This window comes from Tardiphaga sp. 42S5 (assembly GCF_034044155.1).
Classification (GTDB): domain Bacteria; phylum Pseudomonadota; class Alphaproteobacteria; order Rhizobiales; family Xanthobacteraceae; genus Tardiphaga; species Tardiphaga robiniae.
Genome location: NZ_CP139027.1, coordinates 6,004,627 through 6,017,920 on the forward strand (window position 1 = coordinate 6,004,627; position 13,294 = coordinate 6,017,920).

The window sequence follows — 13,294 nt, forward strand, 5'->3', positions numbered from 1 at the left end:
CCGGTGAAGGGTCTCGTGCTTGAAACATGAACCAATTATCGTAGCTTGCAACCTCGGATTCTGCCGACGCGTTGCATTTTAATGATGCGAGGTCCGCGATGAGAGCCCTATCGATCACCGTGCTGTTACTGATGATGACAGCGACGGCTCACGCCGCAGCGCCTAAAGTGGCGGTGTTCAATTTCGAATGGCTGGATACGAGCCTCGAAGGCGAGGTGAAGGGACGCCGCAGCGACGAGCAGGCAAGACTGCTCCATGCCGCCGACCAGCTTCGCGAGGAGATGAAGCAATCCGGCCGTTTCGAGCTGCTGGACATGTCATCCCTCAATGTTGCGGCGCAAGGCCGGAACTTGCAGGCATGCGGCGGCTGTGACGTACAACTCGCGCAGCAGATCGGTGCCGACCTCGTCATTACGGGGCTCGTACAGAAGGTCTCGAACCTGATCCTCAATATGAACATCACCCTGCGGAATGTTCACACCGGGCGGCTGGTCGCCACAATGAGCGCCGACCTGCGCGGCAACACCGATGAAAGCTGGTCGCGGGCGACGAGCTATCTGGTGCGCAACCGCCTGCTCGCACCGAATTATGGCGCCCCGCAGCCGCAGTAACGCGAGCCGCAACTCACCCTTTGAGCCGCGCCGCGTGCCAGCGCAGATGATCGGCCATGAAGGTCGAGATGAAATAGTAGCTGTGATCGTAGCCGGGCTGATGGCGCAGCGTCAGCGCAATGCCTGCCTTGTCGCAGGCGCTCTGCAGCAGTTCAGGCCGCAATTGTTCGGCCAGAAAATTGTCGGCGTCGCCCTGATCGACCAGCAATTCGGGGAATCTCGCGCCGTCCTCGATCAGGGCAACCGCATCGTGCTTTCGCCACGCCGCTTTGTCGTCGCCGAGATAGCCGCCCAGCGCCTTGATCCCCCACGGCACCTGCGACGGCGCCACGATCGGAGCGAAAGCGCTGGCCGCGCGGTAGCGATCGGGATGACACAGCGCAATGGTCAGCGCGCCATGTCCGCCCATGGAATGGCCGAGAATCGACTGACGACTGCTATCGATGGGGAATCGATCGGCCACGAGCTGCGGCAGCTCCTCGGTCACGTAACTCCACATGCGATAGTTGCCCGCATAAGGCGCCTGGGTGGCATCGACATAAAAGCCGGCGCCCAGCCCGAAGTCATAGGCATTGTCGGGGTCTCCGGGCACATCGGCACCGCGCGGGCTGGTGTCCGGCGCAATGAAGATCAGCCCCAGTTCGGCGCATGCGGCGCGAAAGTCGCCTTTTTCGGTGACATTGGCGTGGGTGCAGGTGAGACCCGAGAGATACCAGACCACAGGCAGCCTGGCGCCATCCTGATGCGGCGGCACATAGACCGAAAATGTCATGTCAGTTCCGGTCGCGCGACTGGCGTGTTTGTAGACACCCTGTGTGCCGCCATATGATCGATTGAGCGAAACTGTCTGCATGGTCATGACTTTACAGGTTGGGTGCGGCAGCGATGCGACATCGCCGAAACAGGTGATGTCTGGTCAGGGACGTCCGGTCAGGCGATGCCACGCTCGATGGCGAAGCGCACCAGTTCGACCGAGCTGCGGACGCCGAGCTTCTGCCGCATGAGTGACGATGTATTGGCGACCGTCTTGTAGGAAGCGTGAACCATCCATGCAATCTCGGCAAGGCTCTTGCCGGCACCGAGCAGTCGCAGGATCTCCATCTCGCGCGAATTCAGCTTCGACAGCGGGCTTTGCGTCAGTGCAGGTCCGGCAAAAGCAAGGCTCCGCGCCATCGCCGGCGGGAGATACACGCCGCCGCGCGCAACCTCATAGACGGCCTCCAGCAGATCGTGTGGGTCGCCGGTCTTGGAGACATAGCCCTTGGCGCCGCTCTCGATCGCGCGGGCGGCGAAGATCGGGTCGTCATTCATGCTGAACATGATGATGCGCATCGTGTCGTCGCGCAGCAGGATGCGCCGCGCCAGTTCATATCCGGAAACTGTCGGCAGATTGATGTCGATGATGCAGATATCGGGGTCGCCAGTCAGGAAAACCTGCTCCCCACTGGCGGCATCGGACGCTTCCAGCAGTTCGATCTCCGGATCGTCCGCGAACACCGCGCGGCAGCCCGATGTGACGATGGGGTGATCATCGACGATCAGAACGCGCATGGGTTAACCCCGTAAACTCTGTCGGCCAGAAACTCTGTCAGCAAGTCTCGACCTGCTCCTCGATTGCTGCGCTGCATCAGCCGCGCGCCTTTGGAGTGACATGATTGACAATCGAAGGTCGCCTCGATCCGATATGATCGCCGTCGAATTTCGCTGTCAAGTTCATAGTCGCGGCATGCAGGCGAGATGCGAGTGAAAGCATGGTCATGTGGCAGAATCTTTCGCTGCGCGCGCGGATCAATCTCCTGGTCGCGCTGGTGCTCGCGCTTGGCTTGATCGCCAATGTCGTGCGGCTCGCACTGGAAGCTGGCCCGCGCGTCCAGGCCGAGGACCAGAGCGTGATCCGGCTGACACGCGAAGTCATCGAAAGCATCGGAACTGGCCTGAGCGAAGCGCAGGATCCGAATGCGCGGCTCGATAAAATTGTCGCCGATCTCAATCGATTGCGACATGTCAGTATTATCAGGCAAGGCGATGGGAACATGCCGTCCCCGAAGAGTGACGGTCAGGATCGGAGCGACGGTGCAGGTTCTCCGCCATCGTGGTTCGTATCCTTGATTCACCCGGAGCGGATATCGGAGTCGGTGTCGGTGACGATTGGCGGGAAACAGCAGACGCTGCTGATCACCTCGCATCCCGATGACGAGATGCGGGAAATATGGGACGGCATCGTCACCCAGCTGGCGCTCAGTCTGATCGTTGCAATGGTGTTGTTCGTCGTCACGAGTCTGGTCGTCCGGCGGGCGCTGGCGCCGCTCGATGCATTGTCGCAGGCCATGGTCGATATCGAAGCCGGGAACTATCAGGCGCGCGTCGCCCCCGCTGGCGCACCGGAACTCGCCGCACTCTGCATCCGGCTCAATCATCTCGCTGCCACATTGGGCGATGTGCTCGAGGACCGGCGGCGTCTGGCCCAACGGGCCGTCTCGCTGCAGGATATCGAGCGCAGGGATATCGCACGCGAACTGCATGATGAGTTCGGGCCGTATCTGTTCGCCCTGCGCGCCCATGCGGGCGCAGTGATGCGTCTCGCCGATCACGATCCGTCGGGCACAGGTGCCTTGTCGAGGCACGGCACTGCCATTCTGGCGCAGGTCGATGTCTTGCAGCAGTTCAATCGCCGCATTCTCGAGCGATTGCGACCGGTCGGGCTGACGGATCTCGGTTTGTCCGGTGCCATCACGGTCTTGCTGCGTCTCTGGCGCGAATCCCATCCGGAGGTCATGATCGAGAGCCTGATATCGCCGACGCTTGCTCCCCTTGGTGAGGTCGCCGAACTGACCGCCTATCGTGTCGTTCAGGAGGCACTCACCAATGTGTTCCGCCACGCGCAAGCCTCTGCCGTGAGCGTGATCATCGAACCGGTGATGGGAACGGCGACGAAGCCTGAATATGACAATGTACTGGTCCGCGTGCGTGACAATGGCCGCGGCCTCGATCCTGATCGCAATGGCGGCTTTGGTCTGGTCGGCATGAGAGAGCGGGTCTGGGCCTTGGGCGGGACGCTCACGGTCAGATCTGATGTGGACGGTGTGACTGTCGAGGCTATCATTCCCGTGACGGAGCCGCTGCCAAATGCGCCTGTAACGCGCGATCGGGAATTTGTCCCGACTTTATCGGGAAAATAACTGAGACGGATTTCGACATTTGCAGATAGCGCAGCCTCTCACACTCGCTAGTATCACGCTACCGAACGGTGCCATCAGAGCGCCGACGCGGAATGGGGTGAAACAGATGCGCGTAAGAGTGCTGGTCGTGGCTTCGCTGTCGACGGGTCTTCTACCGGTTTCCGAAACGGCTTTTGCGCAAAGTCCGCCTGGAGAGCCGCAGGTGCTGCCTCCCGTGGTGGTATCCGCCCCTGCCACCGCCAGCAAACGTGGGCCGCGGCGTCAGACCACCCAGCGGGTCACCGAGCGGCCGCGGACGGTCTACGTCTATCCGACCACGCCAACGTCGCGTTCCGGCATCGACATCGACAAGGTCACGGCGAGTATCAATTATGTCGATGCGCGCGCGATCGAACGTGCCAATTCCCTGAACGTTACGGATGCCCTGCAGCAGCAAGTGCCCGGCATTCTGATCAACGAAGTCGCGGGCAATCCCTTCCAGCCCGATCTGCAATTTCGCGGCTTCGTGGCGTCGCCGGTGGCTGGTACGCCGCAGGGGCTCGCGGTTTATCAGAATGGCGTGCGTATCAACGAAGCCTTCGGCGACACCGTCAATTGGGACCTGATCCCGACCGCGGCGATCCGCTCGGTCAGCGTGGTCACCAATAATCCCGCCTTCGGCCTCAACGCGCTGGGCGGCGCGGTCAACATCCAGATGAAGGACGGCTTCAACTATCAGGGAGCCGAGCTCAGCACGATGGGCGGCTCGTTCGGCCGCATCCAGGGCTCGGCGCAATGGGGCAAACAGGTCGAGGGCTTCGCCGTCTATGGCGCGCTCGAAGGCCTGCATGACAAGGGCTTCCGCAACTTTGCGACATCGGACGTCCGACGCTTTTATGGCGATGTCGGCTATCGCAGCGACAGCAGCGAGCTTCATCTCAATATGGGCGTCGCCAACAACAAGTTTGGGGCATCGGCGACCGTTCCGGTCGAGCTGCTGCAGCAGAATTATGGCGCCACCTATACAACGCCGCAGACCTCGAATAACCGCGTCGGCTATCTCAATTTCACTGGAAAGGTCGAGGCGACGCCGACCTGGACGGTGGAGGCGGCGGCGCATCTTCGCTTCTTCCGGAACAAGACCCAGGATGGCAATCCGACCGGCACCCAGCCCTGCGAAGATCCGACCCTCCTGTGCTTCGGCGATGACGACACGCCGGCCAACGGCCTGAACGGCGCGCAAATTGCCAATCCCTTCGCGCCCGGCGCGGTTCTTGGCGAGAATGATCGGACCTCGACGCGCTCGACCACGGTGGGCGGCTCCCTGCAGGCGACCAATACCGATCAGCTGTTCGGCCATGACAACCGCTTCGTCGTCGGCGCCAGCTATTCGTCCAGCGCCAGTCACTTCACGGCCAGCGCCGAACTCGGCACCATCGGCCCGGATTACGTCGTCACCGGCAGCGGGATTGCCCTCGGTCAGTCCGGCGATCCGATCGCGATCGGCCCGGTGTCGCTGCGAACCACCAATCGCTATGGCGGCATTTACGCGCTCGACACCTTCGATGTGACCAATGCGTTTTCGATCACCGGCGGTGGTCGCTTCAACACGGCGCAGATCGTGCTCGAGGATCAGATCGGCACCGCGCTCAACGGTGACCACACTTTCAACCGTTTCAATCCGATCATCGGCGGTACCTACAAGATCACGCCTGAGCTGACCGCCTATGCCGGCTATTCGGAAGCCAACCGCGCGCCGACCCCGCTGGAACTCGGCTGCGCCGACCCCGCCAATCCCTGCATCGTCGGTGCCTTCCTGATCTCCGATCCGCCGCTCAAGCAGGTGGTTTCGCATACGATAGAAGCTGGTCTGCGTGGCACGAAGGAGCTGAATGCGGGCACGCTGGGCTGGAAGCTCGGCGCCTTCCGCGCCACCAACACCGATGACATTCTCGCAATCCCGAGCCCGGTGCTGCAAGGCTATGGCTATTTCCAGAATGTCGGCTCGACGCGCCGGCAGGGTATCGAGGCGGAGGTCACGCTGCGTGCACCGACCCTGCAGCTCTATGCCAGCTATGCCTTCGTCGATGCGCGCTTCCTTGATCCGCTCGCGATCGGCTCGAACAGCCCGTTCAAGGATGAGGACGGCAACGTCCAGATCCTGCCCGGCAACCAGATCCCGGCGATCCCGCGTCACCGCGTCAAGGCCGGGTTCGACTATGCACTGACCGACGCTTTCAAGGTCGGGGCTGATGCGCTGTTCGTCAGCAGCCAGTATTTCGTCGGTGACGATTCCAACCAGGCACCGAAACTTGAAGCCTATACCGTGTTCAATGCCCACGCGTCGTACCAGATCGACAAATCCGTGCAGGTCTTCGCCCGCGTCGACAACATCCTCGACCGACGCTATTCGACATACGGGACTTTCTTCGAGACCGACTCGGTGCCGAATTTTGCCAATGGCGGCGCCCAGTTCACGGACGCACGTTCGGTCAGCCCGGCGCGGCCGCGTGCCTTCTATGCCGGTGTGAAGGTCAGGTTCTGACGGGCGTGGGCGATCAGGTCCGCGTCCAGTAGCGATAGCCGAGCCACCCGAGCAGGAGTGCGCTGGCGAGCCACAACACGATGATGGCGATCATGCCCGATCTGCTGGTCGGGCGTTCTGCAGCTTCGCGCGCCTTGATCCGGTACTCGGCCATCACCTCGCCCGGGACCAGCGCCACCACGAGCCAGATACCCAGCGGCACGATGATCAGGTCGTCGAGATAGCCAAGGACCGGCACGAAATCCGGAATGAGATCGATCGGCGACAGCGCATAGGCGGCGACAGCGATCGCGAGAACTTTCGCAAACCATGGCACCCGCGGATCGCGCGCGGCGAGATAGACGGCATGCGTGTCCGTCTTGATGTTCCGGGCCCAGCTTTTGATCCGCATCAACATGGACGCGTCGTATCGCACAAGTCAGCTTCAAGATAGCCATTGATATTGCAGCAGAAGTCGGCGGATTTCGTTTCCCCATACGGAGGCTCGGATCTTGCCGCCCAGCCACAGCGGGCCCCGGATGCGCCCTTTGGCGTGTTGAGGAGCCGCCCGTTTCGTGGGAAGACGGCGGAAAGCTGAAAAAGTGTACCCAAAGAATTTCTGGGAGCGAGATGCCATGACCTACCGAGCACCGATCAACGACATGCTGCTGGCCCTGAATCATGGTGCCGGCCTGCAGGCGGCCCTGAAAGCCGGCCATTACGGCGATTTCGACGCCGATATGACCGCTGCCGTGCTCGAAGAAGCCGGCCGCTTTGCCAGTGACGTTCTGGCGCCGCTCAATACCGTGGGCGACAAGAACGGCATCAAGCTCACGGATAATAAAGTCACCACCGCCCCCGGCTGGCCGGATGCCTATGCGCGCTGGACTGCCGCCGGCTGGAACGGTGTCTCCGGCCCCGAAGCCTTCGGCGGCCAGGGCCTGCCGCTGGCGATCAACGCCGCCTGCACCGAAATCTGGAGCGCGTCGAATATCGCTTTCGGCCTCTGCCCGCTGCTGACACTGTCCGCCATCGAAGCGCTCGACGCCCATGGCAGCGATGAGCTCAAGAAGATCTATCTGGAAAAGCTCGTCACCGGCGAATGGACCGGCACCATGCAGCTCACCGAGCCGCAGGCCGGCTCCGATGTCGGCGCGCTGCGCTCGCGCGCCGAGCGTGCGCCGGACGGCAGCTATCGCATCTCCGGCACCAAGATCTTCATCACCTATGGCGATCACGACATGACCGATAACATCGTGCATTTCGTGCTTGCGCGATTGCCCGATGCCCCCGCCGGTACCAAGGGCATCTCGCTGTTCCTGATTCCGAAATTTCTCGTCAATACCGACGGCTCGCTCGGTGAACGCAACGACATCCATGCCTCCGGCGTCGAGCACAAGCTCGGCATGCACGCCTCCCCCACCTGCACCATGACCATGGGCGACAAGGGCGGAGCGGTTGGCTACCTCATCGGCGAGGAAAATCGCGGCATGCTCTGCATGTTCACGATGATGAACCAGGCCCGGCTCGGCGTCGGCCTTGAAGGCGTCGGCATTGCCGACCGCGCCTATCAGCAGGCACTGGCCTTCGCGCAGGAGCGTAAACAAGGCCGCGGCATCGGCAGCAAGACTGCGGGCATGGACCCGATCATCGTGCATCCCGACGTCAAGCGCATGTTGATGCAGATGCGCTCGCTCACCGCCGCCGCGCGGACCATCTGCTACGCCACCGCCGTGGCGCTCGACATCGCCGCACGTTCGCCCGACGCCAAGGTGCGCACCGAAGCGGCCGCGCGCGGCGCATTGCTGACACCGATCGCCAAGGCCTTCTCCACGGATATCGGCAATGAAGTGACGTCACTGGGCGTACAGATCCATGGCGGTATGGGCTTCATCGAGGAAACCGGCGCCGCGCAGCACTACCGCGATGCGCGCATCACCGCGATCTATGAAGGCACCAACGGTATCCAGTCGATCGATCTCGTCACGCGCAAACTCGCAGCGTCAGGCGGCGAATCCGTATGGGCACTGCTTGACGAACTCAACGGCATCGTGTCGCGCGTGGAGGCCTCCAACGATCCCGCCTTCGGCACCACCGGCGCAAAACTCCGCGACGCGCTCGGCTCGCTGGAGCGTTCGAGCAAGTGGCTGCTGGACAAGCTGGCCTCGGCGCCAAACGACGCACTGTCCGGCGCCACGCCCTATCTGCGGCTGTTCGGCTCCGCGCTCGGCGGATGCATGCTGGCCAACGAAGCCCTTGCCGCACGCGATGGCGACAGCGACGCTGCACGCTATGTGACAGTTGCGCGGTTCTTCGCCGAGAATGTTGCGGTGCAGGCTGGTTCGCTTGAACGCACCGTGATGGACTCCAGTGAATCCGTGATGTCGGCCGACGCCGTTTTGCTGGCATAAACCATCGCCCACCATATCGGCCGCAGCGGATTGATGTAATATCCGGCAGAGGAAACGTGCCAGCCGCGCTTTTTGCGGGGCGCTGCAAGGAGCTGCAAGGAATTGACATGACCGAACATCTGATCGTGACCGACGACGAGGCCACGCGCGTGATCACGCTGCGCCGGCCGGAAAAGAAGAACGCGCTGACGCAGGACATGTATCACGCCATGTCGGACGCGATCGACACCGCGCAGAACAATCCCGATATCCGCTGCATGATCATCACCGGCGGCTCCGGCGCCTTCACCGCGGGCAACGACCTGCAGGATTTTCTGAAGGACAGCGCCGAAAAGGCCGAGTCCCCACGCGCGTCGAACGCCGTGAAGTTTCTGTATTCGCTGGCGCAGAACACCAAGCCGATCATCGCCGCGGTGGATGGCATTGCCATCGGCATCGGCACGACCATGCTGTTCCACTGCGACTATGTGCTGGCCTCGACCACCGCAACCTTCTCAACGCCGTTCATTCATCTCGGCCTGGTGCCGGAAGCCGCCTCCAGCCTGCTGTTCCCGCGCACCATGGGTCATCAGCGGGCCTTCGCCGCGCTGGTGATGGGCCGCACGATGACGGCGGAAGATGGCCAGGCCGCCGGTTTCATCAACGAAATCGTGCCGCCCGGTCACACCGAAGTCGAAGCGCGCAAGGTCGCCCGCGAAATCTGCGCACTGCCGGTGGAAGCCGTGGCAATCTCGCGCCGGCTGCTGAAGCTCCCGCCCGAGGATCTCACGCGGCGCATCGATCAGGAGAGCCATCTGTTCGGCGAGCGCATGAAGTCGCAGGAAGCGAGCGCGGCGTTCAAGGCGTTCTTCGCGCGCAAGAAGGGGTGATCTAACCTTGTAACTTGCCTCCCGCCGTTTCTGCTAAGCTATGCGGAGCGGTGGCAGGCGGGAGACCGAGTAACCTGAGGGACACCAAGCCCGTGGGAGAGCGCGGGTCCTTGCTTGCCGTTCTATCGAACCCGAACAGTCGCTTGGGCCGCTCAGCAAGCCCGGTTGCGCAAGGATGGGATCAGATGGACGCGATTTATGTTGGCATCGATGTGTCGAAGGATCGGTTGGACGTGGCGATGCGTCCGGGCGGTGAGAGTTTTGCGGTTGCCCGCAATGGTGCGGGGATCGATGATCTGATCGCGCGGCTGAAAGCGCGACCGCCACTGGTGGTGGCGATCGAGGCGACCGGCGGCTTCGAGACGGTGGTCGCCGCAGGATTGGCCGGCGCCGATCTGCCTGTGGTGGTGGTCAATCCGGCACAGGTGCGCGCCTTTGCCAACGCCCTCGGCAAGCGCGCCAAGACCGATCCGATCGATGCCATGGTGATCGCGCATTTTACCGAGGCGACCAAACCGCAACTGCGGCCGCTTCCCGATGCCACGACGCGGCTGCTAGCCGATCTGGTGGCGCGTCGGCGCCAGATCGTTGAGATGATGGCCGCGGAAGGCCAGCGTGCGCGGCGCGTCAGCAATCCGCGCCTGAAGAAGAGCATCGCCCGGCTCCACAAGGCACTGGAGAAGGAGTTGTCCGAACTGGACGACGACATCGGCGATCACGTGCGGGGATCGCCGGCCTGGGCCGAGAAAGAAGACTTGCTGGCGTCGGTGCCCGGCATCGGGCCGACCATCGCGCGCAGCCTGATTGCCGAACTGCCGGAGCTCGGCACGCTCGATCGTCGTCAGATTGCGGCTCTCGCCGGTTTGGCGCCATGGACCCGGCAATCCGGCCAGTGGCGTGGCAAGAGCTTCATCGGCGGCGGCCGGGTCAATGTACGCCGCGTGTTGTTCATGGGAGCGATGGTGGCCGCCCGCTTCAATCCGCAGCTCAAACTGTTCCGCGACAAGCTCGTCGCCGCCGGCAAGCCCAAGCTCGTCGCTATCATCGCCGTCGCCCGCAAGCTGCTCACCATCCTCAACGCAATCCTGCGAGACAAGACCCCATGGCAGCATCAAAACGCTTGACCAAAAAGACAGTCGCTCTCCCCGTGCTTACGGGGAGAGGTCGCCGCTCGCTACGCGAGCGGCGGGTGAGGGGCCGTCAACGCGATCGTGACGCCTCGTGTCGCTTTCGCGTCAAACGACGGCGTCACTAATAGCTATCCACCGCAACCAAAGCTGCGAATATCCGACCTGAGAGACCTTCCGCTTTGCTGACATCGTGCCCTGCCCCTCACCCGACCGGCTTCGCTGCGCTTCGCCGGTCGACCTCTCCCCGCCTAGCGAAGCTGCGCTTCGCATGGGCACGGGGAGAGGCTAAGAATGCAACGCTCGCTGCGTGCACTGTTCTAGCTGGCGCACTATTGTGTGTAGCATCGACCGCCCTCGCCCAGACATCCCCCACCCCCGTCGACGTCACCGTCCTGGCCATCAACGACTTCCACGGCAATCTGCGCCCTGCCCCCGGCGGCATCGCCATCGACGATCCCGCCGACAGGACGAAGAAGATCACGATCCCCGCCGGCGGTGCCGAGCATATGGCGACGCTGGTGAAGCAGCTCCGCGCCGGCAAGCCGAACAGCGTATTCGTGGCTGCCGGCGACCTGATCGGCGCCAGCCCGTTTCTCTCCGCGCTGTTTCATGATGAACCGACCATCGAGGCACTATCGATGATGGGCCTTGAGATCGCCTCGGTCGGCAATCACGAATTCGACGAAGGCCGCGAGGAGCTGCTGCGCATGCAGAACGGTGGCTGCCATCCCGTCGATGGCTGCCAAGGCCCGCATCCGTTTGCCGGCGCGACGTTCAACTATCTCGCCGCCTCGACCATCGATACCAAGACCGGCCAGTCGCTGCTGCCGTCCTATCAGATCAAGACATTCGACGGCATTCCCGTCGCCTTCATCGGCCTGACGCTGAAAGGCACGCCCGGCCTCGTGGCGCCGCCCGGCATTGCCGGTCTCGAATTCAGGGACGAAGCCGACACGGTCAATGCGCTGGTGCCCGAACTGAAGGCCAAAGGCGTCGAGGCCATCGTGGTGCTGATCCATGAGGGCGGCTTCCCCACCGGCGACTACAATGAATGCCCGGGTATTTCCGGACCAATCGTCGATATTGTGAAGAAGTTCGACAAGGCGGTCGATGTCGTGGTCAGTGGTCACACGCACCGCGCCTACACCTGCCAGATCGACGGACGCCTCGTCACGTCAGGCGACAAATACGGCACGCTGGTCACCACCATCGACCTCAAGCTCGACCGTACGACGCGCGATGTCATCAGCGCCAAGGCCGACAATGTCATCGTGCGCACGGCGACCTATCCCGCCGATCCCGCGCAGACCGCCTTGCTCGCCGCCTATGACAAGGTTGCCGCGCCAATCGCCAGCCGTCCTGCGGGATCGATCACCGCAACGCTGTCGCGCATGCCCGACATGACGACCGGCGAAAGCCCGCTTGGCGATATCATCGCTGACGCACATCTCGCCGCGACATCGGCCGGCAATCTCGGCGCTGCCGTGATCGCCTTTACCAATCCCGGCGGCATCCGCGCCGACATCACCAAATCGGCCGACGGCAGCGTGACCTATGGCGACGTCTTCGCGGCACAGCCGTTCCGTAATCAACTGGTGACGCTGACGCTCACAGGCGCGCAGATCAAGGCGATGCTCGAGCAGCAATGGAACACCCCGAGCCGACCGCGCATCCTGCAGGTGTCGAAAGGCTTCAGTTACGCCTGGAATAACAGTGCAGCCGCCGGCCAGCGCGTTCCACCCGAGCGCATGATGCTGGATGGCAAGGTGATCGATCCCGCAGCAAATTATCGCGTCACCGTGAACGGCTTTCTCGCCGTCGGCGGCGATGGCTTCACGGTATTGAAAGAGGGCAAGGAGCCGCTGGTCGGCGTCTATGACGTCGATGCGCTGAACGCCTACATGAAGGCCAACAGCCCGGTGTCGCCGATGCCGCTGGGGCGGATTGCGCGGGTGGATTAGGGACATGCCGGCGTGGCCTACGCCGACATTCCGAGGCACGGAATCTCGATCCACACTCGTCATTCCGGGGCGTGCGTCGCCGGCGAAGCCGGCAGAGCGCGAACCCGGAATCCCGGAGTGTTTTGCGCTGACTAGAGACTCCCATGCTGAGATTCCGGGTTCGCGTCCGGCAAGTGCCGGCCGCGCCCTCAAGCAAACCAATTGGTTTGCCGGGGAATGACGAGTGGAGGGGGAAGCGCCATCAAACATTTTTTCCTATCCCCATTGACAGCATCCCCATCAGGTTTATATTCCCCTCCGTCCTGCCCCACCGAGAGGGGCGATCGCGATCGTCACGTTCGCGGGGTGGGATGCGGTGGACGCCGGAGATGCGGCGTCACGCGGTTCATGGGGTAACGTCTGTCTTCGGGCAGGACGGATCTGCGCCAGCACTGCCACTGGCAAGGAGACGGCCGACCTTCGGATGGAAAGATCCCTGGACAGTGTGACGGACGACCAAATCGAAACGCGTTCGGCCAAGTGCTTTGCGGCTACCCTGTCCCTCCGCCCTGGGACATTAATTTTGGTGATGGGACCGTTCGCCATGGCAGATGTGCAAGCAACCGAAAAAACACCGCATGCGGAACGCCG

General features: G+C 62.6%; 10 protein-coding genes. 7 read left to right on the forward strand and 3 right to left on the reverse strand.

The features are described 5' to 3' along the window. Positions 1-98 precede the first annotated feature (98 nt). A complete protein-coding gene (locus SFY93_RS28030; RefSeq protein WP_410001845.1) occupies positions 99-611 on the forward strand; it encodes a DUF3280 domain-containing protein in 513 nt (170 codons plus the stop codon). A gap of 13 nt (positions 612-624) precedes the next feature. Here the strand turns inward: SFY93_RS28030 and fghA are convergent, their stop codons facing one another. Continuing rightward, complete coding sequence (gene fghA, locus SFY93_RS28035) at positions 625-1,470, reverse strand: S-formylglutathione hydrolase (protein WP_320445398.1); 846 nt, start codon at positions 1,468-1,470, stop codon at positions 625-627. Between the two features lie 71 nt (positions 1,471-1,541). After that, positions 1,542-2,162, reverse strand: a complete 621-nt coding sequence (locus SFY93_RS28040; protein WP_068734560.1) for a response regulator transcription factor — start codon at positions 2,160-2,162, stop codon at positions 1,542-1,544. Between the two features lie 206 nt (positions 2,163-2,368). On the opposite strand from SFY93_RS28040, the gene SFY93_RS28045 reads away from it, so the two are divergent. Both SFY93_RS28045 and SFY93_RS28050 read left to right on the forward strand, forming a co-directional pair. Further along, positions 2,369-3,790: an ATP-binding protein gene (locus tag SFY93_RS28045; RefSeq protein ID WP_320445399.1), complete on the forward strand. Its 1,422-nt coding sequence runs from the start codon at positions 2,369-2,371 to the stop codon at positions 3,788-3,790. Positions 3,791-3,896: 106 nt separating this feature from the next. Continuing rightward, entirely contained in the window at positions 3,897-6,314 is a 2,418-nt protein-coding gene (locus SFY93_RS28050) for a TonB-dependent receptor (RefSeq protein WP_320445400.1), read from the forward strand. Positions 6,315-6,327: 13 nt separating this feature from the next. Here the strand turns inward: SFY93_RS28050 and SFY93_RS28055 are convergent, their stop codons facing one another. Next, positions 6,328-6,711 carry a YkvA family protein gene (locus SFY93_RS28055; protein ID WP_089265993.1) on the reverse strand — a complete coding sequence of 128 codons (384 nt, stop codon included), beginning with the start codon at positions 6,709-6,711 and terminating at the stop codon, positions 6,328-6,330. 217 nt (positions 6,712-6,928) lie between these two features. Between SFY93_RS28055 and SFY93_RS28060 the strand changes: the two genes are divergently transcribed. From SFY93_RS28060 to SFY93_RS28075, 4 genes are all read left to right on the forward strand, one after another. Then, entirely contained in the window at positions 6,929-8,704 is a 1,776-nt protein-coding gene (locus SFY93_RS28060) for an acyl-CoA dehydrogenase family protein (protein ID WP_320445401.1), read from the forward strand. 107 nt (positions 8,705-8,811) lie between these two features. Continuing rightward, positions 8,812-9,573: a crotonase/enoyl-CoA hydratase family protein gene (locus SFY93_RS28065; protein WP_089265991.1), complete on the forward strand. Its 762-nt coding sequence runs from the start codon at positions 8,812-8,814 to the stop codon at positions 9,571-9,573. Positions 9,574-9,758: 185 nt separating this feature from the next. Beyond that, positions 9,759-10,697 (forward strand): IS110 family RNA-guided transposase, encoded by a 939-nt coding sequence (locus SFY93_RS28070; protein WP_320445402.1) that lies wholly within the window; start codon positions 9,759-9,761, stop codon positions 10,695-10,697. Between the two features lie 338 nt (positions 10,698-11,035). Then, positions 11,036-12,664 (forward strand): bifunctional metallophosphatase/5'-nucleotidase, encoded by a 1,629-nt coding sequence (locus SFY93_RS28075; protein ID WP_320445403.1) that lies wholly within the window; start codon positions 11,036-11,038, stop codon positions 12,662-12,664. Positions 12,665-13,294: the final 630 nt, after the last annotated feature.